Source organism: Natronomonas gomsonensis, from assembly GCF_013391635.1.
GTDB lineage: Archaea > Halobacteriota > Halobacteria > Halobacteriales > Haloarculaceae > Natronomonas > Natronomonas gomsonensis_A.
Genome location: NZ_JACAWU010000002.1, coordinates 821793 through 845002 on the forward strand (window position 1 = coordinate 821793; position 23210 = coordinate 845002).

General features: G+C 64.2%; 24 protein-coding genes and 1 tRNA gene. 12 read left to right on the plus strand and 13 right to left on the minus strand.

The features are described 5' to 3' along the window. Nucleotides 1-41 precede the first annotated feature (41 nt). The 3 genes from HWX69_RS12695 (at nucleotide 42) to sucD (ending at nucleotide 3754) form a co-directional block, all read left to right on the plus strand. A complete protein-coding gene (locus HWX69_RS12695) occupies nucleotides 42-974 on the plus strand; it encodes a ferritin family protein (RefSeq protein ID WP_178917460.1) in 933 nt (310 codons plus the stop codon). 765 nt (nucleotides 975-1739) lie between these two features. Then, nucleotides 1740-2885, plus strand: a complete 1146-nt coding sequence (gene sucC / locus HWX69_RS12700) for an ADP-forming succinate--CoA ligase subunit beta (RefSeq protein WP_178917461.1) — start codon at nucleotides 1740-1742, stop codon at nucleotides 2883-2885. Beyond that, nucleotides 2882-3754, plus strand: coding sequence for a succinate--CoA ligase subunit alpha (gene sucD, locus HWX69_RS12705; protein WP_178917462.1), 873 nt, complete (start codon nucleotides 2882-2884; stop codon nucleotides 3752-3754). Before sucC ends, sucD begins: the two co-directional genes overlap by 4 nt. 21 nt (nucleotides 3755-3775) lie before the next feature. On the opposite strand, the gene HWX69_RS12710 is transcribed toward sucD, so the two are convergent. Continuing rightward, nucleotides 3776-4756, minus strand: a complete 981-nt coding sequence (locus tag HWX69_RS12710; protein WP_178917463.1) for a hypothetical protein — start codon at nucleotides 4754-4756, stop codon at nucleotides 3776-3778. Between the two features lie 76 nt (nucleotides 4757-4832). On the opposite strand from HWX69_RS12710, the gene HWX69_RS12715 reads away from it, so the two are divergent. After that, the gene (locus tag HWX69_RS12715) at nucleotides 4833-5627 is read left to right on the plus strand and encodes an SDR family NAD(P)-dependent oxidoreductase (RefSeq protein WP_178917464.1); all 795 of its coding nucleotides are present in this window, start codon (nucleotides 4833-4835) and stop codon (nucleotides 5625-5627) included. A 57-nt stretch (nucleotides 5628-5684) separates the two neighbouring features. On the opposite strand, the gene HWX69_RS18035 is transcribed toward HWX69_RS12715, so the two are convergent. Beyond that, nucleotides 5685-6971 (minus strand): hypothetical protein, encoded by a 1287-nt coding sequence (locus HWX69_RS18035; protein WP_218644789.1) that lies wholly within the window; start codon nucleotides 6969-6971, stop codon nucleotides 5685-5687. Nucleotides 6972-7135: 164 nt separating this feature from the next. Between HWX69_RS18035 and HWX69_RS12725 the strand changes: the two genes are divergently transcribed. Then, nucleotides 7136-8455, plus strand: coding sequence for a cytochrome P450 (locus tag HWX69_RS12725; RefSeq protein WP_178918340.1), 1320 nt, complete (start codon nucleotides 7136-7138; stop codon nucleotides 8453-8455). On the opposite strand, the gene HWX69_RS12730 is transcribed toward HWX69_RS12725, so the two are convergent. From HWX69_RS12730 to HWX69_RS12750, 5 genes are all read right to left on the minus strand, one after another. Continuing rightward, nucleotides 8452-9075 (minus strand): DUF7504 family protein, encoded by a 624-nt coding sequence (locus HWX69_RS12730; RefSeq protein ID WP_178917465.1) that lies wholly within the window; start codon nucleotides 9073-9075, stop codon nucleotides 8452-8454. The two genes, HWX69_RS12725 and HWX69_RS12730, sit on opposite strands and share 4 nt — an antisense overlap. Nucleotides 9076-9175: 100 nt before the next feature. Then, nucleotides 9176-10264 carry a twin-arginine translocation signal domain-containing protein gene (locus HWX69_RS12735; RefSeq protein ID WP_178917466.1) on the minus strand — a complete coding sequence of 363 codons (1089 nt, stop codon included), beginning with the start codon at nucleotides 10262-10264 and terminating at the stop codon, nucleotides 9176-9178. 75 nt (nucleotides 10265-10339) lie between these two features. Next, entirely contained in the window at nucleotides 10340-10648 is a 309-nt protein-coding gene (locus HWX69_RS12740) for a hypothetical protein (protein WP_178917467.1), read from the minus strand. 81 nt (nucleotides 10649-10729) lie between these two features. Next, nucleotides 10730-10803, minus strand: a tRNA-Val gene (locus HWX69_RS12745). 38 nt (nucleotides 10804-10841) lie between these two features. Beyond that, nucleotides 10842-11108, minus strand: a complete 267-nt coding sequence (locus tag HWX69_RS12750; protein WP_178917468.1) for a DUF7553 family protein — start codon at nucleotides 11106-11108, stop codon at nucleotides 10842-10844. Nucleotides 11109-11324: 216 nt separating this feature from the next. Here HWX69_RS12750 and HWX69_RS12755 point away from each other — a divergent pair, with 216 nt between their 5' ends. Beyond that, nucleotides 11325-11699: a HesB/IscA family protein gene (locus HWX69_RS12755; protein ID WP_178917469.1), complete on the plus strand. Its 375-nt coding sequence runs from the start codon at nucleotides 11325-11327 to the stop codon at nucleotides 11697-11699. An 86-nt stretch (nucleotides 11700-11785) separates the two neighbouring features. On the opposite strand, the gene HWX69_RS12760 is transcribed toward HWX69_RS12755, so the two are convergent. Beyond that, the gene (locus HWX69_RS12760; protein WP_178917470.1) at nucleotides 11786-11983 is read right to left on the minus strand and encodes a dodecin; all 198 of its coding nucleotides are present in this window, start codon (nucleotides 11981-11983) and stop codon (nucleotides 11786-11788) included. 112 nt (nucleotides 11984-12095) lie between these two features. Between HWX69_RS12760 and HWX69_RS12765 the strand changes: the two genes are divergently transcribed. Further along, nucleotides 12096-13280, plus strand: coding sequence for a pyridoxal-phosphate-dependent aminotransferase family protein (locus HWX69_RS12765; RefSeq protein WP_178917471.1), 1185 nt, complete (start codon nucleotides 12096-12098; stop codon nucleotides 13278-13280). On the opposite strand, the gene HWX69_RS12770 is transcribed toward HWX69_RS12765, so the two are convergent. Beyond that, entirely contained in the window at nucleotides 13266-13580 is a 315-nt protein-coding gene (locus HWX69_RS12770; protein ID WP_178917472.1) for a DUF7116 family protein, read from the minus strand. The two genes, HWX69_RS12765 and HWX69_RS12770, sit on opposite strands and share 15 nt — an antisense overlap. A 124-nt stretch (nucleotides 13581-13704) precedes the next feature. Then, a complete protein-coding gene (locus HWX69_RS12775) occupies nucleotides 13705-13941 on the minus strand; it encodes a DUF5816 domain-containing protein (protein ID WP_178917473.1) in 237 nt (78 codons plus the stop codon). A gap of 78 nt (nucleotides 13942-14019) precedes the next feature. On the opposite strand from HWX69_RS12775, the gene HWX69_RS12780 reads away from it, so the two are divergent. Both HWX69_RS12780 and HWX69_RS12785 read left to right on the plus strand, forming a co-directional pair. Beyond that, nucleotides 14020-15381 (plus strand): 5'-nucleotidase C-terminal domain-containing protein, encoded by a 1362-nt coding sequence (locus tag HWX69_RS12780; RefSeq protein WP_178917474.1) that lies wholly within the window; start codon nucleotides 14020-14022, stop codon nucleotides 15379-15381. A gap of 51 nt (nucleotides 15382-15432) precedes the next feature. Further along, nucleotides 15433-15834, plus strand: a complete 402-nt coding sequence (locus HWX69_RS12785) for a universal stress protein (protein ID WP_178917475.1) — start codon at nucleotides 15433-15435, stop codon at nucleotides 15832-15834. On the opposite strand, the gene HWX69_RS12790 is transcribed toward HWX69_RS12785, so the two are convergent. Then, nucleotides 15818-16900: a mechanosensitive ion channel family protein gene (locus HWX69_RS12790; RefSeq protein WP_178917476.1), complete on the minus strand. Its 1083-nt coding sequence runs from the start codon at nucleotides 16898-16900 to the stop codon at nucleotides 15818-15820. The genes HWX69_RS12785 and HWX69_RS12790 overlap by 17 nt on opposite strands. Nucleotides 16901-16973: 73 nt before the next feature. Between HWX69_RS12790 and HWX69_RS12795 the strand changes: the two genes are divergently transcribed. Then, nucleotides 16974-17714, plus strand: a complete 741-nt coding sequence (locus tag HWX69_RS12795) for a proteasome assembly chaperone family protein (RefSeq protein WP_178917477.1) — start codon at nucleotides 16974-16976, stop codon at nucleotides 17712-17714. An 11-nt stretch (nucleotides 17715-17725) separates the two neighbouring features. Here HWX69_RS12795 and HWX69_RS12800 read toward each other — a convergent pair whose 3' ends face one another. Next, entirely contained in the window at nucleotides 17726-19807 is a 2082-nt protein-coding gene (locus tag HWX69_RS12800) for a hypothetical protein (protein WP_178917478.1), read from the minus strand. Between the two features lie 57 nt (nucleotides 19808-19864). Beyond that, nucleotides 19865-20599 (minus strand): helix-turn-helix domain-containing protein, encoded by a 735-nt coding sequence (locus HWX69_RS12805; protein WP_178917479.1) that lies wholly within the window; start codon nucleotides 20597-20599, stop codon nucleotides 19865-19867. An 89-nt stretch (nucleotides 20600-20688) separates the two neighbouring features. Between HWX69_RS12805 and HWX69_RS12810 the strand changes: the two genes are divergently transcribed. Together HWX69_RS12810 and HWX69_RS12815 are read left to right on the plus strand one after the other, a co-directional pair. Next, complete coding sequence (locus HWX69_RS12810; RefSeq protein WP_178917480.1) at nucleotides 20689-21801, plus strand: MBL fold metallo-hydrolase; 1113 nt, start codon at nucleotides 20689-20691, stop codon at nucleotides 21799-21801. Nucleotides 21802-21804: 3 nt separating this feature from the next. Next, nucleotides 21805-23094, plus strand: coding sequence for an MFS transporter (locus tag HWX69_RS12815; protein WP_178917481.1), 1290 nt, complete (start codon nucleotides 21805-21807; stop codon nucleotides 23092-23094). The last annotated feature ends 116 nt before the right edge of the window (nucleotides 23095-23210 follow it).

Here is a 23210-nt window from a genome sequence, read left to right on the forward strand (position 1 = left end):
ACCGGGAGAGAGACAAACTCCTGTTAGCGTGTCACAGGAGCATGGCACGACTGACCGACACCGACCGTGGCACCCGAGCGGACATGGATTCCTTCGCCGGTGGCTACTTCAGAAACGCCGTCTATCGCCACTGGGACCCCGACGAGGTCGACATCGCCGGAGATAGACGGGAGTTACTCGACTACGAGGAGTCGTTTTCCGGCGAGGAGTTCGACATGCTCAGACTCGCCGTCGCCCGCTTCGGCGGCGGCGAGGAGGCGGTTACCGAGGACCTCATGCCGCTCGGTCTCGCGCTCGACGGCACCGACGAACAGCTGTTTTTCACGACGCAGTTGTACGAAGAGGCCAAACACACCCGATTTTTCGACCGCTACTGGGAGGAAGTGTTGACGCCCGTCGCCGAGGAACTCGGGGTGGAAGTGACCGAGCCGACCGACGAGCGGTATCTCAACGACGACTACGTCGCGCTGTTCGACGCCGTCGAGAGGTCGATGGCCTCGCTGTTGGACGACCGTTCCCCGGAAGCGCGCGCCCGCGCCTACAGCCACTATCACATCGTCGCCGAGAGCGTCCTCGCCCAGACCGCCTACTACAGTTTGCAGTCGGCGTTCAGTTCCAGCGGTGACGACGACGTCGTTACACGCCCACGGTCGAAACTGCCGAACCTCGACGGCCTCGTCGGGGGCATCGCGCGGATTCGCTCCGACGAGGGCCGACACGTCGGCTTCGGGATGCATCAAGTCCGGAAGCTCATTCAGGAAGACAACGTCGACGAAGCCGTCGTCCGGGAGGTGCTGACGGAACTGATGCCACACGTCGCCGGAATCTTCACGGATATCGAGGGACCCGTCGACCACGGCGCGCTCGTCTCCTACGCCCGGGAGAAACTCACGCGCCGACTCGACATCATCACGGAGGCCGACGCCGAGGTCCCGCCCGTCGACGACCTCGTCGCCATCGAACGGGCGGGCTAACCGACTTCAACCACACCATACCACGTCCCGGCGGCGGTCGTTACTCCTGGGCAGACACGAACGGTCAGAAACGATAAGTCATCTGATAGCGTACCCCAAACCGGGCGGCACGTTTTGTATCGGCCGACGGGGCACAACCCCCCACCTCCCGCGAATCCGCGGGCCCGTCGTCCGACGCCGTCCATCCCGACGAAACCGGACGCCGAAGCCCCGCTTCCGCGTTCGTATTAATAAATGACCTAGACTAGCCGGGTAAATTCCTATTCTTAAGAAGGCCGTACCGGTTGATGCCGAGGTCACCTCCAAGCGGTGGTCGTCGGCACGACTCCGACCGTGGTTCACCCCACTAGGTCGGTTCTCCCATTTCGGGCGGTGGTCCTCCCGCCGCCGCCTCACTGAAGGCACCGAGTCGGCACCGATGATGGATGCCCCCTGAACGTGACGTTACCCCGCTGACGTCATCTCGATGGAAAATAATCGCTAAATAACTTTACCAGTAAAGACGGTAGCGTGTCGTGGGCGCCGGCCGTCCGAGTTCCCCCATCCCCACTACGGTGTTGGCGCCCTGCGGCGGGGACTCCAGCGGCGGACGATTTACCCCGCCGTACGATTCCTCTCCGACACAACGTGTTGAGCGTTTAGCGCACTCACGGCTGGGATTTTCCCCCGTCCGTGGACGCGCGTCGAGTTTACAGCGATATTTTTCGAGCCGACAAGCCACCAAATGGCACGATTTAAGCGGCTGCCACTCGCCGTTCGATGTGGATGAAACTTCACGAGTACCAGGCGAAGGGTGTCTTCGCCGACGCCGGGGTTCCGGTGCCGGACTCGAAGCTCGCGTCGACCGTCGACGAAGCGGTCGATGCGGCCGAGGACATCGGTTATCCCGTCGCCATCAAGGCGCAGGTACAGGTCGGTGGTCGTGGGAAGGCCGGAGGTATCGAGTTGGTCGACAACGCCGAGGAAGCCCGCGAGGCTGCCGAGAACATCATCGGGATGGACCTCAAGGGCCTCCACGTCGACCGCGTCCTCGTCGAGGCGGCCGTCGACTTCGTCAACGAACTGTACGTCGGCGTGACGATGGACCGAAACGAGGGCGAACCCGTCGCGATGGTTTCGACCCGCGGGGGCGTCAACATCGAGGAGGTCGCCGCCGAGGACCCCGAAGCCATCGAGCGGGAACACATCGACCCCGCTTTCGGAATGCAGCCCTACGAGTCTCGGAAGGCCGTCTACGAGGCCGGCGTCGACCGAGAGGTCGCCGGCGACGTGGCGAGCGTCCTCCGGACGCTGTTCCAGCTGTGGGACGACTCCGACGCGACCGAAATCGAGGTCAACCCGCTGATGATTACGGCCGACGGCGACATCGTCGCCGCCGACGCCGTGATGAACATCGACGACGACGCGCTGTTCCGTCACCCCGACCTCGCCGAGATGGAAGAGGAGGCCGCAGAGGACGACCTCGAAGCGAAAGCCAACGAGTACGGCTTCGACTACGTCCGACTGTCGGGTAACGTCGGCATCATCGGCAACGGCGCCGGACTCGTGATGACGACGCTGGACCTCGTCGACTACTACGGTGGCGCGCCCGCCAACTTCCTCGACATCGGTGGCGGCGCGAAAGCCGAACGCGTCACGAACGCCCTCGATATGGTGTTCTCCGACGAGAACGTCGATTCCGTCGTGTTCAACATCTTCGGCGGCATCACCCGCGGCGACGAGGTCGCGAAGGGTATCAACGAGGCTCTGGAGAGCTTCGACGAGATTCCCAAGAAGGTCGTCGTCCGACTCGCCGGCACGAACGCCGAGGAAGGCATGGAAATCCTGAACACCGACCTCGTGACCGTCGAGGTGACGCTGGAGGAAGCCGTCCAGCGAGCCGTCGAATACGCCGAGGAGGAAGCACAATGAGCATCTTAGTCGACAACGACAGCCGCGTCGTGGTACAGGGCATCACTGGCGGCGAGGGGAAGTTCCACACCCGCCAGATGGTCGAATACGGAACGAACGTCGTCGCCGGCGCCGTCCCCGGCAAGGGCGGCCAGGAGGTCGATGGGATTCCCGTCTACGACACCGTCGACCGCGCCGCTCGCGAGGAGAACGCGGACACCTCGGTCGTCTTCGTCCCCCCGGCCTTTGCTGCCGACGCGCTGTTCGAGGCGCTCGACGCACCGCTCGACCTCGTGGTCGCCATCACCGAGGGCATCCCCCAACAGGACATGTCGAAGGTGTACCGGAAGCTCCGAGAGACCGACACACAACTCGTCGGTCCGAACTGTCCCGGCGTCATCACGCCCGGGCAGGCCAAACTCGGCATCCTGCCGGGCAACATCTTCGAGAGCGGTAACGTCGGGTTGGTCTCCCGGTCCGGGACGCTGACCTACCAGGTCGTCGACAACCTCACGAAGCGGGGCATCGGCCAGACCACCGCTGTCGGCATCGGCGGCGACCCCATCATCGGTACCGACTTCGTCGACGCGCTGGAGATGTTCGAGAACGACCCCGACACGAAGGCCATCGCGATGTGTGGTGAAATCGGCGGCGAGGACGAGGAGGAAGCAGCCAGCTACATCGGCGAGTACATGGACACGCCGGTCGCCGGCTTCATCGCCGGCCGCACCGCCCCGCCGGGCAAGCGGATGGGTCACGCCGGCGCCATCGTCTCCGGTGGCGGCGGTACCGGTACCGCCGAGTCGAAAATCGACGCGCTCAACGACGCCGGCGTCCCCGTCGGCGACACGCCCGAAGAAGTCGTCGACCACATCGAAGGCTTCCTGTAACCGGCGCGTCCGATCTGCGTTTCACTCGCTTTTTAATACGAACGGCCCCGACGCCAGCGACCGCTTCGTGACCGCCGACACGCGGAGGACGTACGCCGTGAGGACGGCAAACGGCGCCAACGCGACGGTGTAGGCCGCACCCGTGAACGCGTAGATGTTCGGAATCCCGAGCGTCGTTCCGGAGACGAGTTTTCCGTCGACGACGAGAATCGCATACGAGATGAGGAGGATCGCGGGAATCGAGGTGTAGATGAGGTCCCGTGAGAAGTTCGCGAACTCCCGCTCGAAGTACAGCGACTTGAAGTACTGTCGAGCGGTGCTGAAGTACTCCAAGGCATCGAGGAGGTCGTCCATCTCCTCGTCGATGCCGTCGGGAAACTCGCCGTCGTGTCGGGATTGAAACTGTCTGACCGCCTGCTGTTGTTCGGCGTAGTCGAACGCCAACGCCGTCAACAGCATGTCGATGGTTCGAAACTCGGTTTCGGCGAGCGTCTCCTCTATGGGTTCGACCTCGCCGACGAGTCCGTCGATGAGCGCGTTGACCTCCTCGGCGACGGCCTCGTCGCTGTTCTCGACGGCGGCACGGATTTCGTCGGCGTGTTCACGAATCGCCCGCGAGAGGGCCTCCAGAAAGTTCGCCGGCTCTGCGGGACTCACGTCGACTTCGAGGACGTTCTCCGTCTGCTGGCGAAACTCCCGGGAACCGCTGATGTGGTCGCGGAAGCCGTCGATGGAGGCCAACTCCCGTGAGACCGACAGCGAAGTGACGGAGACGACGATAGACACCAGCAGAATGACGCCGCTCAACAGGGTGTTGAGGATGGACGCGACCGCACCCTGCTCGTCGAGGAGCTGGTTCACTTCCGAGGGTGCGAGGACGCCTATCGGCACGAGAGTGAGGAAGACGCCGACCAGCAGCCAGCCGACGACGACGCGTCGGTTCCCGGTCAGCAGAACCCAGCGGACGGCCCGCCCTCGTCCCGTGTCAGCCCGATACGGCATGTTCGTGTCGGCTCACGAACTGGACGGTAAAACACCCACCGATACCGTGATACCGACGGCCTTCGAGGGGCCGGATATGCCGACAGACCAGTTCAGCGTCGACGGCTGTAACGCCATCGTTACCGGTGCCTCACAGGGCATCGGTCGAACCATCGCGGAGCGACTCGCCGCCGACGGCGCCAACGTCGCCATCTGTTCCCGGTCACAGGACCGCGTCGACCCCGTCGCCGAGGGCATTCGAGAGGAGGGCGGCACCGCCCTCGCCGTCGAGTGCAACGTCCGCGAACCCGACGAGGTCGAGGCGTTCGTCGAGGCCACCGTCGAGGAGTTCGGCGGCGTCGACCTGCTCGTCAACAACGCCGGCGGCGAGTTCGTCGCCCCCTTCGAGGACATCTCCGAGAACGGCTGGAAGGCCATCGTCGACCTCAATCTCCACGGCACCTTCCACTGTACGCAGGCCGCAGGCGAGTACATGCGCGAGGGAGACGGTGGCTGTATCATCAACCTCTCCAGCGTCAACGGCCAACACGCCGCGCCCCACGAGAGCCACTACAGCGCCTCGAAAGCCGCCATCATCCGGCTGACCGAGACGCTATCCGTCGAGTGGGCGCCACACGGCATCCGCGTCAACTGCGTCGCACCGGGACTCATCCAGACGCCGGGCGTCGCCGAGACGCTCGGCATTCAGGAAGAGCAGATGCCACCGCGGGAGACGGTCGACCGTCGTATCGGCCACACCGAAGATATCGCAGATGTCGTCCAGTTCCTCGCCAGCGACGCCGCGGCGTTCATGACCGGCGAGACGGTCACCGTCAAGGGCGTCCCGCGCGCCGGCAATAGCTTCGACGTGGACCTCGGTCTGGACGGGTAACGAGCCGTATCGACGCGCAAATTAGTTTTCGCAGTGAGAGAACGGAGGAACCGACCGTTAGAGGATTCCGAGCAGGCCGTCGTTGCTGCTCGTGCTGCTACTGTCATCGCCACCGAGGATGGGGTCGGTGATGGGGTCGAGCGTGCCGTTTTCTTCAGGGGTCGGCGTCGGCGTGGGTTCCGGAGTCGGCTCCGGCGTGGGTTCCGGTGTTGGCTCCGGTGTCGGCTCTGGCGTTGGCTCCGGTGTTGGTTCCGGTGTCGGTTCCGGTGTTGGTTCCGGTGTCGGCTCCGGCGTGGGTTCCGGTGTCGGCTCTGGCGTCGGCTCCGGCGTTGGCGTCGGCGTGGCGACGGCCTGTGCGTCACCTCCGTCGTCGGCGGGCGGCGAACTGAATCCCTGCGCCGGCCCGAGTGCCGGCACAGCGCCGGCGAGCGTCAGCGCGACGGCGACGATGCTCGCTGCGAACAGCGCGAACGCCGCCACCTTGATGGGTGGCGTGTCGGTGATGCCACCGCTTCCCGGCGTCGGATACGACGGTTCCCCGCCGACGGTCGCACCGGCGGCAGCCGGTTCGGGGTCGGGCGTCGGCTCCGGCGCCGCGGCGACCGGTTCGAAGTCCGACTCACCCTCGCCGAGCCAGCCGGCGAAGTCGAAGCCGCCGGGGTACGTATCGACCGGCTTCGGCGAACCGACGAACGGCAGCACGCCGAGCAGCCGTGAGCGCGCCGAAACGGCTCGCTCGGGCGTCGCACCGACCACGCGAGGCATGTCCGGCGGCTCTTTCGGCCCGGCCTCGTCATCGTCGGTGATCCAGCGGCCGAAGTCGAATCCGTCGTAGACGGGCCCCAGTTCGGCCGCTTCTTCGGTATCTACCTTGGCTTCCGTAGCCGTCGTGGCCTTGGCTTCCGTCGATTCGAGCCACTCGGTGAACTCGAAGCCGGCGAAATCGGCTGGACCGACGGTCGCCTCGGCTTCCGACGTCGCAGTCGTCGATTCCTCGTCCACACCGAGGTCCGTCCGACCGACCGATTCGGGGTCGACTCCCGAATCCGAAAGCCAGTCGGTAAACGAGAACCCCCCGAAACTGGACGGAGCCACCGACGAGGAGACGCCCGATTCGGTCGTCCCGGCGTCGTCGGAAGCCGTCGATTCATCACCCGTACCCGGAAGCACGTCACCGAGCCACGAGTCGAAGTCGAAGCGACTGTTGGTGTTCCCCGCACCGTCGGTACGTGTCGGTGGTTTGTCGTCGGATTTCTCGGAACCACCGTCGGGAACTCCAAACTGGAAATCGCCGACCTCGGCCTCGTTTCGGTCGTCGTCCGGAGTTTCGTTGTTTTCGGTCATGCGATACAGAGCGCTCTGTCCTTGGGGAAATGATACGAGAAGATACGTATAAATTCTCCGCAGAATATACCCGGTCCCTTATACCAGACCACCGGAACACAAGCGGCCGTCCCCGCCGCCACCCCGGTCTTATTGCCCCGCGAGACCCTACGTTAGGTATGTCGATGGACGACCAGCCGCCCGGACCGAACGGCGTACCCCTCCTCGGAAGTACCCACCGGTACGCCCGCGACCCGTTCGTTTTCATGGACGCGGTCGGTCGCGCCTACGGCGACATCGCTGCCTTCGAACTCGCCGGACAACCGACGTACATGCTCACCGGGCCGGACAGTATCGAACGCGTGCTGGTGAGCGAGGCCGAGAGCTTCCGAAAGCCGGCCTTCGGCGACGACGCCGTCGAGGAACTGCTCGGCAACGGCTTGCTTCTCAGCGACGGCGAGGCGTGGCGCCACCAGCGGAACCTCGCGACGGAGGCGTTCGACCCCGGCCGCTTCGAGGACCTCACTTCGATGATGACCGACCACGCCCGGACGCTCGTCGAGGGGTGGAGCGCCGGCGACGTGGTCGACATCCGCGAGGAGATGGCCGAACTCACGGTGAAAATCATCGCCGAGGCGATGTTCGATGCGACGCTGGACGACGAGACGACCGCGACGATACAGGCCGCCCTCGAACCGCTCGGCGCGCGGTTCGAACCCGACGCCCGTCGGTTCCTGCTGCCGAACTGGCTGCCGACCGCCGAAAACCGGGATTTCCACGACGCCATCGGCACGCTCGAGGACATCCTCGACGACATCGTCGCCGAGCGCCGGGCGATGGGTACCGACGGTGAGGACCTGCTCGGTGTCCTGCTCCGCGCACAGGAACGCGGCGAACAAACCGATCGACAGCTTCGGGACGAACTGGTTACGATGCTTCTAGCCGGCCACGACACGACGGCGCTGACGCTCACCTACACGTTCTTCCTCCTCGACCGAAACCCCGAAGTTCGCCGGAAACTGTACGCGGAACTCGACGACGCTGGCGACGACCCGACGTTCGCGGACGTGCGAAACCTCGAATACACCGACCGAGTGCTAAACGAAGCGATGCGGCTGTACCCGCCCGTGTACACCCTGTTTCGAGAGTCGACCGAACCCGTCCGCCTCGCCGGCTACGACCTTCCCGAAGGGGCGCTGTGTATGCTCCCACAGTGGGTCGTCCACCGCTCGCCGCGGTACTACGACGACCCCGAGACGTTCGACCCCGACCGCTGGCTCCCCGAACGTGCCCGAGAACGCCCGCGGTTCGCGTTCTTCCCGTTCGGCGGCGGCCCTCGCATCTGTATCGGAAAGCAGTTCTCGCTGCTTGAGTCGAAACTCATCCTCGCGGCCGTCGCGAGCGAGTTCGAACTCGAACGCGTCGACGACGAACCGCTTGAGCTCCGGCCGTCGCTGACGATGCACCCGCGTAATCCGGTCAGAATGCGTTTGACGCCGCGTTAACGTTCGTCCCAGCTGTCCGTTTCGGTGTCGTACTCGAACTGCTCGGAAAAGAGGTTCTCCACGGTCGAAACCGTTCGGTCGTCGTGGGCGGCGGGGTCGATGTGGAAGTACCCGAGTGCGCCCGCGTTCTCGATTTGCTGGGTGAGCATATGCAGGAACCGGAACGCACGCTGGAGGTCGGCGTACTGCAGCAGCGTCGTGAGCGAGTCGAAACACAGCACCGTCGTCGCGTCGTCGTCGCGCCACGCCGAGAGACACTGGCTGACCTTGATTCCGATGCCTGTGAGGTCACCGGGCTCGGAGACGGTGGTCGTCGACACCGTCGTTCCGTCCGGTCCCACCGTCGCGGACGGTGTGTCCGCGGCCGCAGCACTGCGTGTTTCGTCGGCCGTCACGATACCGACTTTCTGCGGCAAGCCGCCGTGACGGCGCCATGTATCGAGAATGCGGTCCGGTGTTCCGGAAAGAGAGACGACACACAGATTCACATCGTCGCCAGCGTGGAGCGACGGACAGATGCTCCGTTTCCCGTCGCTCAACGCCGGTGCCCGAAGGAGAACGTTCCCCGGTGGGGCAACCGACACGTCGTCCGACCCGCGACGACCGCGCGTAGTACTCATCGCTAAGTACCACTAACATCCCTAGGCATATAAATCGAGGTTCGTGTTATCGCCGCGAGAAAACGCCCCGTCGAATCGCGTTCGGTCGCGGGATATTCGGTTATTCTCGCGCGAGGATGTCGTCCCAGAGCATGTGACACTCGTCTGTCTCCCAGCCGTGTTCGCTGGTGAACCCCCGTACCTGAATCCGTTGGACGTTCTCCCCCCGCTTGAGCGGGTGTGTCCCGGTGTACGACGCCCCCGACTCGGTGTCCTCGAATCTCACCTCGACCGTCCCGCTCGACCAATCGAATCGCAGCGAGACACGAATCCACCGTTGGTACTCCGTGCCCGAATCGACCTGGGCGATGCCCTCACCGTCGTCGACGACCCACTGGGGATTGTCCGAGGTCGTGCCGATTTCGACATCGCCAGCGTCGTTCAACAGCCGGATACCGCCACCCCAACTCGCGGACGATTCATACCAGTAGTAACTGAACTCACCAATCCGTCGCGCCGAATCGAAGTCGGTCGTCGCAATCGTCCCGACCCCACCGCGGGCGTCTATGCCCACGCTGTTCGCCCCGGAGACCGCGGACGTACTCGTCCGCCGCCACGCCGACTCGACGACGTTCCACTGCTCGAGGTCCTCCTCGAACCCATCGTAGAACACGGTGTCACCGGGGGTCTCCGTTTCCGTTTCGGGTTCGTCCTCCGTGTCGGTGTCTTCGGACTCCGTCGGGGACTCCGTTTCCGTCCGTGTTCGTGTCGGTGTCGGTGTCCTTCGACCCCGCTGGAGTTGCCAGATACCCCACGTATCGCCGTCTCGACGAACGTCGAAGGTGTACCAGACCTGCCCGTCCGGAGTTCCCGAACTGCCGCTGAACTCCAACTGTGCGTGGACGGTCGCCGTATCGTCCCCCGAAGAACTCGTTTCGATGGTGACGATGTCGATGCTCGTTCCACTGACCTGCTGTTCGCTCAGCGACTCTCGGAGCGGCGACTCGGAGTGAAGCGAACTCCTGATGGTGTCGACGTCGTCGTTTCTGAACCCCTCGGCGAACGTCCGAACCGGCTGGTGCCGTTCGTCGCCGCCAGTCAACTGGTCACTGGAACATCCCCCAATCGCGGTTGCCACGGCGAGTGCCCCCGTCGAACGGAGGAACGCCCGCCGATTCCGCGTGCCCTCGTCGGGCGACTTTCGCGTCACGCCGCCGGCTTCTCGGAGGGGACCAATAGACCTAACGGACAGTTGAAACAGTGAAACCGACGTCTTCGGGCGGATTCACCCCTTCTCTTCGTTTCGTGCCGCCACGACGTGGGTGCGTGCCTCCGCCCGCGTCATCCCCCGCACGCCACAGGAGCAGGAGAGTAGTTCCGGGTCGGCCAATTCCTCGACCTGTTCGGTGTCCGCCCGTTGGAGTTCGTCCGATTCCTCGTCGTACGTAAACGAGACCCGATAACTCACCTGTGCGACGCCCTCGATGCGGTGGTTCTCGTCGGGGTCCGGGTTCTCGATGGCGGCTTCGTGTTCGGCCTGCATCTCCGCTTTCCACTGTTCGAGCGCCTCGTTGGTCTCGGTCTCGTCGGTCATAGACGACACTTGTACGGCGACCCTCAAAAAGGACGACAGGACCGGCTTTCGGTACTCCTTCAAAAACGGGAAGTGAACGGATGGGTCGGGGCGGATTCGAACCGCCGGCTTCCTCCGTGTGAAGGAGGTGTCATAACCAACTAGACCACCGACCCTGCAGCCGAAAATATCCCCGCCCCGAACTTAACCCTTTTCAAGCAGCCGTACGCTCGCGGCGACGGGTTCCGAGTTTCTCGCGACCGGTCCGAATCGCGGCCCGCGTTCTATCCTCGGCTCTCTCACCGAAGTCGACGAGCTCGGTCCGAACCACGTCGAACCGCCGGGGTTCGGGTTCGGACTCACGGGCCGTAAATCCCCGAACCTTCGTCTCCACCGGCTTCAGCTCCTCGACGACGCCCGCTTTCGTCGTTTCGCCCGCGCGCTTCAGGTAGTATTTCGTGTCTTGGAAGTGCTTGTTCATGTTACGTGGATAACTACTCCGCCAGCAGATATAGCCGTTGTGGCACTTGTGATACACTGAATCACAGTTCTTCAGTCGTGGAGTTTCATCCGAATCTTTCCGATTTAGTACCATATCTGCGTCCTGTAGTGGGCACGTTCGTCCCAAGAGAGCAGCCACCGAGTGAGTCGTGACAGCGGCGTCAGGATTATTGCCGTCGGCGTGGTAGCAAGTTTCATGAGCCAGACCGCCGACGCGGGCGAGGGAACGGAGACGGGCGACCCGGTACAGGTGACCGAGCAAGCGGCCGAACAGGCCCTCGATTTGATTCGCGACGAGGGCCTGGACACCGACGAGGCCGGCCTCCGGCTGTTCGTCAAGCAGGGTGGCTGTGCGGGACTCTCCTACGGACTGCGCTTCGACCTCGAACCGGAAGACGAGGACGCGGTGACGACCCACCACGGCCTGCGCGTGTTCGTCGATTCGGCCAGCCAGAACTACGTCGAAGGGTCGGTACTGGACTTCGAGGGCGGCCTACAGGGCGCCGGCTTCCACGTCGAGAACCCCAACGCCGAAAGCGAGTGCGGCTGTGGCGAGTCGTTCCGGACCTGACGCTGGTCGGTTACTCCACGAAAAGCCGTCGTGCCGGACGGCACGACGATGCTCCTTCCCTCCTTGCGCGTGCAAGGCCGCGATGGTTACGCGAGTTCGAACGCGACTTCGACTTCGGCCTGATACTCCCGGCCTTCGACGGAGGCGACTTCGACGCCCAACTCCCCGACTTCGACCCACTTGACGTTGTCGAGGGTGTCTTCGGCCCGGTCGACCGCGTCGTCGACTGCCGCGTCGAAACTCTCGTCGCTCGTCCCGATGAGCGTTATTTTCTTGAAGACCATCGCATGTAACCTTCTCACTGGGGGTTAGTAAAACTACCTTGACGTGTCGGAACGCATACTGTTACTGGGCACTTCCGCACCCCTTTTGTGCTGTGGCTGTCCACGTTCGTGTATGGAACCTCCGGTAGGGGAATTGCGGCTCCCGGACCGCCTGCTGATGGGTCCGGGCCCCAGCGAGACTCACCCACGCGTGTTGGACGCCTTCGGAACGCCGCCTGTCGGCCACCTCGACCCCGCGTTCATCGACGTGATGGACGACACACAGCGGCTGTTGCGGGCGACGCTTCAAACGGACAACGAGTGGACGATTCCGGTCAGTGGAACCGGGTCGGCGTCAATGGAAGCAGCCATCGGAAACCTCGTCGAACCGGGCGAGACGGCCGTCGTTCCCGGGAACGGCTACTTCGGGGACCGCATGGCCGAGATGGTCCGACGCGCCGGCGGCACCGCCGTCCAGGTTGAGACCCCGTGGGGGGAGCCGCTGGACCCCGCCGACGTTCGTGAGGCTTGTGCCGAACACGACCCCGCCGTCGTCGGGGTCGTCCACGCCGAGACCTCGACGGGCGTTCGACAGCTCGAGATGTCTGCCATCGCGGATGCGGCCCACGACCACGGTGCCGTCGTCGTCGCCGACTGTGTCACCTCCATCGGCGGCGTCGAGTTCCGGATGGACGAGTGGGGTATCGACGCCGCCTACGCGGCCTCCCAGAAGTGTCTCTCCTGTCCGCCGGGTGCGAGTCCGCTATCGGTTAACGACAGGGCAATGACGAAAATCCTCGACCGAGAGGAGCCGGTTCGATCGTGGTACCTCGACCTCTCGCTGCTCGACGACTACTGGGGTGAAGAACGCGCCTACCACCACACGGCCCCGGTGAACAACGTCTACGCCCTCCGTGAGGCGCTCCGACTCGTCGACGAGGAGGGCGTCGAGAACCGCTGGCAACGGCACGAGCGATACGCCGAGGCGCTACAGGAAGGACTGTGGGCGCTGGGACTGGAACCGGTCGTCGAATCGGACGTGCGACTGCCGAGTCTCACGACCGCCCGACTCCCGTCGGGACTGCAACCGGGTGAGGTCGTCGCGACGATGCGGGACGACTACGACGTGGAAATCGCCACGGGACTCGGCGCGTTCGCCGACGAGGCGATTCGCGTCGGCTGTATGGGCTACGGTGCCCGTCGCGGGCCCGTCCTCGAAACGCTCGGTGCACTGGGCGAGACGCTGGCGTCGGCCGGTGTCGGCGTCGAACCCGGTGCGGGCGTCGAAGCGGCGGTGGCGACCCTAGGGCGCCGGTAGGACGTCACCGCTCGGGTGGAGCACCTGATACTCCCCGTCGTCGACGCGCATTACTGCCCAATCGTAGTCGGGCTCGCTGGAAAGTAACCGTTCGCGGACGGTGTTCGCTCGGTCACCGCGGGCGACGAAACATCGTAGTCGGCCATGCGTGGCCGCGTCATCGGGGTCATCGGTCGTGACGTGGACGGTTCGCCACTTGCGTTCGGCGCGGAGTTCGTCTCCGTCCTCCGTAACCTCGTACCCGAGGTCGGAGAAGATGGTTCGTGCCTCCTCGACGAGAGATGTGCTAACAGCACCCATTCGTACGGAGATTGCGCGCGCCGAGAGATAAAGATTAGCACGTACCCGTTCGGTGACCTGTAGGATATCCTGAGTCAGACAACCGTCAGGCGAAGTCCGTATCGTCGTAAACGTATCTGTTCGGTTACTCGTGGGCGGCGTCCCACTCCTCGGCCTTGTGGAAGTTGGCACACTGATTACACTGGATGCGACCCATCGCGTCGACGGCGTTGTCGAACGTCTCACAGTTGGTGCAGAAGAAGCCCCAGCGACGCTCACCCTCCGGATCGGCGTACACCACCCGAAACGGCCCCTTGTTACCGCGTTCGACCTCCCGAGAAACGTACAGCGTCTCTCCGTCAGGTCCAGTGCGCTCGTCCATACGGACGATGGGCCGCGGGGCGGCAAAACCGTCACGGTCTCGATACGGTTTTGCGCGTCGGACCCCTCGACTGACGCAGTGCGACTCCTCCACTACTCCGACATCGAGAACGCCCACGACGACCCCGAGGTCGTCGGCCGACTCGCCGGCCTCGTCGACGCGCTCCGCGACGACGAAACCCTCGTCTGTGGCACCGGTGACAACACCGCCCCCGGCGTCCTCCCACTCGTGACTCGCGGGGAAATCGCCCTCGAGTTCTTCGAGGCCGTCTCGCCGACGGTGTCGACGTTCGGCAATCACGACTTCGACTTCGGCGCCGACCGGGCGGCCGAACTCGTCGAGCGCTCCCCCCAACAGTGGCTCAGCGCGAACGTCTACGACGACGGCGAGCGCTTCGCCGGCGTCGAGGCCGCCACCATCCGGGAAGTCGACGGGGTGCGCGTCGGCTTTCTCGGCGTTACGGACCCGACGACGCCCTCGGCCAATCCCGAAGCGACCGAACTGACGTTCACTGACCCAATCGTCGCAACGCGAGAGGCGACCCGAGAACTGCGAGCGGACGGCGCAGAGTACGTCGTCGTCTGCTCACATCTCGGCCGCGGCGACGAGCGCCTCGCTGCCGCCTGCGAGGTCGACGTCATCTTGGGCGGTCACGTCCACAGCGAACGCGTCGAGCGCGTCGCCGGAACGCTGTTGACCCGTCCCGGAACGGGCGGCGAAGTCCTCCTCGAAATCGACCTACCGTCGCTCGATGTGACTCGTCACGTCGTCGCCGACGCCCCGCTCGACGAAGAACTGACCGCGCGTTACCATCGACGGCTCGACGAGGCAGGACTCGACACCGTCGTCGCGACCGTCGAGGAGCCAATTCGGCGAACCGAACGGGAGGCGTTCCGCGGCGAGAGTCGCGTGGGCAACTTCGTCGCCGACGCCTACCGCTGGGCCGCCGAGCGGAAACTCGACGCCACGGAACGCGTCGTCGGCCTCCAGAACAGTGGTGGCATCCGAACCGGGCCATCGTTGGCCGACGAGGTGACCGTCGCCGACCTCGTGAGTCTCGTCCCTTTCGAGGAGCCGGTGGTCGTCCTCGAATGCTCCGGGTCGGAACTGCTGGATACCTTTCAGGAAGCCGCCGACACCCCCGGTTTCGGTGAGTCCGACTGGTGGCACGCCCACGTCTCCGGAGCGCGACTCGTCTACGACTACAACGACGACGAACTCATCGAGGCACAGGTCGGCGGCGAGGCCATCGACAACACCACGCGATACGCGCTTGCGACGACGGAGTTCCTCCTGCACACCGACGCCGAGTTCCCGACGCTGACCGACGCCAAACGTATCGCAACGCTCGACATCCAGTACGACATCCTCGTGGAATACGCCCGCGAGGTCGGCGTGGCCCCGGAACTCGAGGGGCGAATCGTTCGGACCGGGCTCTGAGCCTCGCGCGCAACCGGAAGGTTGAGGCACCGCGGTCCGCTTTCCCCGGTAATGACGCTGGTCGTCGTCCCGGTCCGCTATCCGCTTTCGGAGCACTCGCTGGCGACCCTTCGGCGCGCCATCGAAGTCGCCGACGAACACGACGCCGAACTCACCGTTCTTCACGTGAACCTCTATCAGAACGACAAGCGAGTCACCCGAACCGAACTCAAAGCGGCAGCCGAACGCGAGTGCGGACGCATCGACCGCGCACGGTACGTCGTCCGGTCGGGGTTCATGGTCGAGGACACAATCCTCGACGAAATCGCAGCCGAAGGCGCCGACTACGTCGTCATCGGCCGAAAACAGGCCAGTCGCTGGCGTCGAATGCTCCGCCGATTGGTCGACGACCCGGACATCGAGTCGTTCCTCCGCCGGGAACTCGACTGTCAGGTCATCACTGCGAGTCTGTAGCGTCCTCGTCCGATTCGTTTTCGCGGTCCTCGACGGCTTCCTGTGCCCCCGCGTCGGCCTCTCGACGCGTCGCGCCACCCGGACTGGACGGCGCCTCGGCATCGATTTCGCGAGTCGCAACCTGCATCTCGCCGCTGGTGTCGTCGAACACCAGATGGGAGTGCGGGTAGGGGATTTCGATGTCGTGCTCCTCGAAGCGCGTCCAGACGTTCGTCAGCACCTTCGAGCGGACCGCCGTTTGCTTGTAGGGCTCCTTGGCCCAGTAGCGGAGTCGCAACGCGACCTCGCTGTCGCCGAACTCCCGGATGTAACAGGTCGGCGACGCCGGATAGCGCGCGCTCCCGACGCGGATGTCCGGGCCGCCCTTGATGACGCCCTCGACGGCCCGAGCGGCGGCCTCCATCTGCTCTCTGGCCGTCGGGATGTCGCTCTCGTAGGTGACGCCAACGTCCAGCGTCATCCGAATTCGAGTGTCCTCGGCGGAGTAGTTCACCACGTCGCGGTCCCGCATCGTCCCGTTCGGCAACACGATGAACGTGTTGTCGAGCGTGAACATCTTCGTGTACGACAGCGTGATATCCTCGACGAACCCCTTGGTGTCGGTGTCCGCCAACTCTACCATGTCGCCGATTTCGTAGGGCTGTTCGTTCAGGATGAAGACGCCGCTGAGGATGTTGCCGATGATGGGCGCGAGGATGACACCGACGACTGCGGAGAACACACCGACGGAGAGTGCGATGTTACCGAATCCGAGGCCGAAGATGCCCAGGGACGTAAACAACGCGAGGAGCATGATTCCGACCTGTACTCCTCTGAGTACCGTCCGTGTGACCGACGGCCGTTTGAATCGCCGTGCGATACGCCGTCCGAGTGCCTGTCGGACGAGCTTCGAGAGGTAGTAGGCGACGACGAGAACCGCAACTGCGATGAACAACCGAAATGCGAACGACGGAATCACATCGGGGAGCCACGGTGGACGGGGAAGCGGCCCTTCCGAGGCCCGAATCGTCGGCGTCGGGGTTGGAGTCGTCCCCCCAGTCTGCAACACCGCCGTCGTCAGGTCCATATCCGGCAGTCGCCGGGCGCCCGAAAAAGCGTTCCGCCCTGACACCTAATACCGAGGGTCCCGTCATTGGTGTATGGTTGGCCAAGGAACGTCCCCGTCATTCGACATTCAACACGAAGAACCGACATCGACACTCGTGGCCGGCTTCGCGGAATTCGGTCTCGCGGGTCTCACGGCCGCAAACTACGTCACCGAAACGCTCGAACTCGAACGGACCGGTCACATCGGCGTGGAGCAACTGCCGGCAGTGACACCGTTCGAAAACGGGACGCCTCGCCACCACACCCGGCTGTTCTCGAAACCGGACCTCGACATCACCGTCGTCGTCGGCGAACTGTTCGTCCCGCCGTACGCCGCCGAACCGTTCGGTAACGCCCTGCTCGATTACACCGACGAACACGGTGTCGAGGACATCGTTGTACTCTCGGGAGTCCCCATCCAGCACGGCCCCGACGACCATCGCGCGTTCTACGTTGCCAGCGAAGACTACCAGTCGGCACGGTTGGACGGCGACCACGGAATCACCGCGATGCCCGGTGGTTTCCTCGACGGCATCAACGGCGAACTGATGGAACGAGCCGTCGACTCCACGCTGAAAGCCTGCGTTCTGACGACACCAGTACACCAGCAAGTCCCCGACATCGACGCCGCGCTCAGACTAATCGGCGCGCTGGACTCGGTGTACGACCTCGACATCGACACCGGGCCTCTCGAGGAGTTCGCCGAGACGCTGTCGAAGCAGTACGAAGAACTCGCTGCTCGACTGGAATCCCAACGCGAGGAGATGCGTCCGGAAGACCGGATGTACATGTAGTCCGGTCGCGCTCAGAGTTTCTCTTCGGCTTTCGCCTGCTCGGAGCGCCGGCGGGCTTGCTCAAGTCGTAGCTCGACGGCGCGTGCGATGTCGTCGGGGAGCGACCCGCGTGCGTCCTCCAATCGAGCCTCGACCTGTTCGAGCAGCGAGATGACGCTATCGATGTTCCGGTCGGCAGCCCCGCGGTTCCCGTTTTCGGCCCGCTCGGCCGCACGACGGGCAGTTTCTCCGACCGACGACAGCGCCTGTGCGAGTCCGCCGATGGCGTTGACCGACCCCCCGCCGGTATCGTCATCGTCGTCGCCAACGTCGTCCATGAGTTCCGACAGTTCCTCGGCAGTCTCCTCGGAGATGTTCGCGAGGAACGTCGCGAGCGACGCCTTCCCGGTTCGCGGGCGGTCGATTCGGACCGACGACTCCTCGCCTGGGTTGACCCGAAAGGCGCCGAGGGCGTCGTCGCTGTCACGGACCTCCGTCGTGTATGCGCCGCCACGGTGGACGTACACCGCGTCGCGGCCCGAAACCGGGGCGTCGTACAGCCGTCCGCCGAAGTCGTCCTCGACGGCGATACCGGTCAGGTCGGCATCGGTCCCCTCGGCATCGATTTCGAGTTTCGTCGCGTTCTCGCGGGCGACGAGCGGAATCTCGCCGTCGACGCCGGCAACCGTCGCCCCAGCCTCGTCGTTCACCGACACTGCCTCGCTGTGGGGGGTAAGGCCCGCACCGTTGACCGTCAGGCGATGCTCGCCCTCCGGAATATCCTGTGCCACGACGTATCCGCTGAAGGTCGGAATTGCCTCAGGGTCGCTTTCGACCAACGCGAAGGCCTCCGTCGAGGACTGCTCGGTCGTCACCCCCTCCCCGTCCGGTGCCTCCTCGTCGGAGACGGCTTCGGTGACCCTCGCGACGACGGTGTGAACCGGCGCTGCCTCGCCGATGGCGTCGTAGCGGTCCGCAAGCGCCACCCTGTGATTTGGTTCGGTGATATCGGCCGCCGGGTTGTCGTATCTGGGCTGTTCCCACGGTAGACCCGTCGTAGTGATGTGGCCGGCGACGGCGTCCTCGGCGAACTGCGGAACGTCGAACTCGAAGCTCAACTGCGGCCCGGTGAACCCTCTGATGTGTTCGAGTTCGCTCGACGGGACGAGTTCGTACTCGACATCAGCGTCCTCCCTCCCTCTGTCGACGTGTTCGAAGACGAGGCCCGTGCTGCGTTCCGGTAGCTCCTCCGGCGGGGAAGTCAGCGCGTCCAGCGACCGTATCGTCAGCGATTCGTCGACCAAATCCGACCGCTCGACTGACGGGAGTCGCTCGTGTTCGTAAATCGGCTCGCCGTCGAGTTCCGGGACGAGATACGGCAGTGCCGACCCCTCGTCGCGGGGCAATCCGTAGGCGACCGGTATCTCCTCTATGTCTTCGATGCTCTCGATTGCGCTGTTGGTTATGTCGGCGAAGGTGTCGCCGATGGGGAACCGCTGGAACCGGTCGGGAACGTCGTTGACCGACAGCGCACTGGAGTGTGACCCCAACTCAGAGAGCACACGGGGCACCATCTCCCGGTCGGGGTCGAGAAACTCGTTGTTCGGTATCTTCCGGGAGTGAGAACTGGCGACGTACAGTTGTGGGGTGTCGGTCTCCGTGTCGACGAAGACGTGCAACACCTCCCAGTCGTGCCAGTGGAAGTTCGTCGTGAACTGGTCGAAGGCGCCGTACTGCCAGTACTGGACGACCGCAAGCGGGGATGCTTCGTACTGGACGACGTTGAAGAACACCGTCGGCTCCGGCGGCGTCTCGGATTCCTTGAACCGCCGGGTGTAGCCGTCGAAGGCTTCGAAGCCGTCGACGACCGTTTCTCCATCGCGTTCGACTTCGTAGGAGCGGGGGTCCGTCGGGAACCACTTCTCGTAGGTGTCGAAGTACAGCGTCGGCGCGTACTGTACGGCCAACTCACGAGCCGTCTCGCCGTCTATCACGGTCGTCGGGTCGTCGGATTCGGGTTCGAGTGCCGAACAGCCGGCTATCGACATCGCCCCGGCGCCGGCTAGCGCTTCGAGCACCGTTCGCCTGTCGAGCGACGGGGCAGGGTCGGTCATTCGTGGCTCACGTTCGCCCCCAGCGGGGATGACCGTTACGGCCGATTGGAGCGTCAGTCAGTCGGCGGGCTGTTCGTTCCGTCGGCGTCCCTCCACGTCTAACGGGTCCGCCGTCGAGGTCGCGGTGACCAATCGCAGGAACTGCCCCGCGTTCGTGAGCAGTTTGTTCTCCGCCTTCCGGAGGTGTTCCTCGTAGGTCGAACGAGCGACGCTGGTTCGGTCGGCCAACTCCCGGAGCGACGTCTTCCGGGGCTGTTCGTAGTAGCCGCTCTCGAGGGCCAGCCGAAGCGCAGCCATCTGCCGTTCGGTCACTGACTCGAACAGTTGGTCGACCGGTGCGAGCATACTGTGGGGAATCCGCTGTTCAGTAATCGCGGTCTTCGAGAGGACATCGATGTCCCGGTCGGCCTCGAGGTCCTGAACGAGGTTTCGAACGTCGCCCTCGTCGAACGCGATGACCGTGTAGTGCTCCCAGCCCTGACGGTGAATCGTCGGCGGCTGATACAGGCTGTTGTACGACTCGAACCGCTCGATGATGGAGTCCTCCAGCGAACAGAGACACGACTGGGTGACGACGTGAAGCCCGGATTCGTCGACCGATTCGTGCAGCACCGTCCCCAGTTCGTCGATTTCCTCGAGTAGGTCCTCGGTCGGCGACCCCGGAGCCGTGATTTCGATGACCTGGCAGTCGCTCAGATACCACTCGCGAATCGTGAGGTCCGGGTAGCGCTCGGACAGCTCCCGATACGGACACTCGTGTTTGACCCGAAAGGAGGCCTCGTACAGGCTCATATCGATACGTTCGGGCTGGAGATTATTATTGGTGCCGGTCATGTCCGGCAGTCACTATATTCAAACACCCCTCATAAGACAGAACACTGATGGCGGAGATTTCCCCCGAAGAACTCGGAGAACGGTTACAGACTGATGAAGACGACTTGCTCGTACTCGACGTTCGCCACGAAGCGGAGTACGAGGAGTGGCACGTACCGGACAGCGTCAACGTCGACGTGTACGACGAGTTGAACGACGACCCCGACGCTGCAGCGGCTGTCCTCGAAGACCTCCCGGAGGACAATGAGGTGGCGACCGTCTGTGCTGCGGGCATCGTCGCCGACACCGCAACCCAGGTCCTCCTATCGATGGGTTACGACGCGAAGACGCTCACCGACGGAATGAACGGCTGGAGCCGTGTCCACCGGCACGCGACCGTCCCCGTCGATATCGACGGCACGCTCGTGCAAGTCGCACGGCCGGGGAAGGGCTGTCTCTCCCACGTCCTCATTTCGGACGGTGAAGCCGCCGTCTTCGACCCCTCACACTACCTCGAGGAGTACGACGCGATTCTCGAGGCGTACGACGCGGACCTCGTCGGCGTCTTCGATACGCACGCCCACGCCGACCACGTCTCCGGCGCGTCGGAACTCGCCGACCGACACGGCGTGCCCTACTACCTCCACTCGAAGGACGCGCTCGCTCTCGACGCAACGCCGCTCGAGGACGGCCAACGCGTGACCGTCGGCCACCTCGACATCGAAGTCATCCACACGCCGGGACACAGCGAGGGAAGCGTCTCCTTCGACGTCGAGGGTGCGGCACTGCTTACGGGCGATACGCTGTTCCACGACAGTGTCGGCCGCGTCGAACTCGGCGTCGAAGCCGGCATCGAGGACTCCGACGTCGAGGGGAACGCCGCGACGCTCTACGAGAGCCTCCAGCGGTTGCTCGACCGGCCTGACGACGCACTCGTCCTGCCGGCACACGACCCCGGCTCCCCCGAACCGCCGGTGACCGCAACTCTCGGTGCGGTCAAAGACCGAAACGATGACCTCGGCCGCGACCGCGAGGCGTTCATCGCGGAACTCGCTTCGGACATCCCGGACCATCCCCCGAACTTCGAGCGCGTCAAGCGCACGAACGTGGGACAGGAGTCGGTTCCCGAAAATCAATTGGCCGAACTGGAACTGGGGCCGAACAACTGCGCCGCCGAGTAACCGATGAGTACGACAACCGAACTCAAACAGGGAATCCGCGAACACCTCGGGCAGTTCTCGCTGCACGTCCTGTTGGTGTTCGCGACCGGGTTGACAATCGGGTCCGAACGCACCGTCGTCCCCGTTCTGGGAGAGGACGTACTCGGCGTCGAGTCGTTCCTCGTCATCGGGTCCTTCGTCGTCTCGTTCGGAATCGTGAAATCGATTCTCAACCTCTACGCCGGAAAGTGGGGTGAGTCCTACGGCCGCAAGCCCGTCCTCGTCGCCGGGTGGGCGACGGCACTTCCCCTTCCGGTTATCCTCATCTTCGCACCAAGTTGGGGCTGGATTACCGTCGGGAACATCCTACTGGGCATCAACCAGGCGCTGACCTGGAGTATGGCGATCAACGCGAAAATCGACCTCGCAGGTCCCGACCAGCGCGGCCTCGCGGTCGGCATCGACGAGTCGTTCGGATACACCGGCGTCGCTGTCGGCGCCTGGATTACGGGCCTCATCGCAGGCCAGTGGAACCTCCGGCCCGAGCCGTTCTACTTCCTCGCCGTCGTCGTCGTGCTGGCGTTCCTCATCTCTATCTTCCTCATCAAGGAGACGGTCCAGTACGCACAGGCCGAAGGTGACGACGACCACCACGACGCGAACCTCCCGTTCAAAGACGTGGTAAAGCGAGCGACCTACGGCGACCGGACGCTGTTCGCTGCCGCACAGGCCGGCCACATCGAGAACTTCGTGGACACGCTGTTCTGGATTGCAGTCCCCCTGTATCTGGTGAGCGAGGGACTGGGAATCGCGGCCGTCGGCGTCGTCGTCGGCGCCCACAGCGCGATGTACTTCCTCCAGATTGCTACGGGCGGACTCGCTGACCGAATCGGTCGACGCCCACCGGTCATCGCCGGGATGTTCCTGGCCGGCGCCGGCGTCCTCGGGATGGTTCTCGTCGAGGGGTACCTCTCGTGGGCCGTTCTGGCCGCCGTCTCCGGGCTCGGGATGGCGTTACTGTATCCGAACCTGATGACGGTTCCGAGCGATGCAGCCCACCCGACCTGGCGGTCCGCCGGGATGGGCGTCTACCGCATGTGGCGCGACTCGGGCTATGCGGTCGGGGCAATCCTCATCGGCCTCTCGATGGAGTTCGTGAGCGCCGAAGCCGCGTTCTACATGACTGCGGCCCTGATGTTCGTCTCCGGAGCCGTCGTGTACGTCTGGATGGAAGAGACACACCCCGACTTCGGAACGCACGAACCGCCGGCACCTGCGACATCTCAATCGACCCAGGCCGTGCTCGAAGACTGAATCGGCGAGCGAACTGCCGGCCGACCGCATTTTGCCGCGACTGCTCGGTTCGGTCGAGTAAGCCGGGCTTCTCGGTTCTCCAGTGCCCCCGCTGTCTGGTATCGTGAAATGTACGC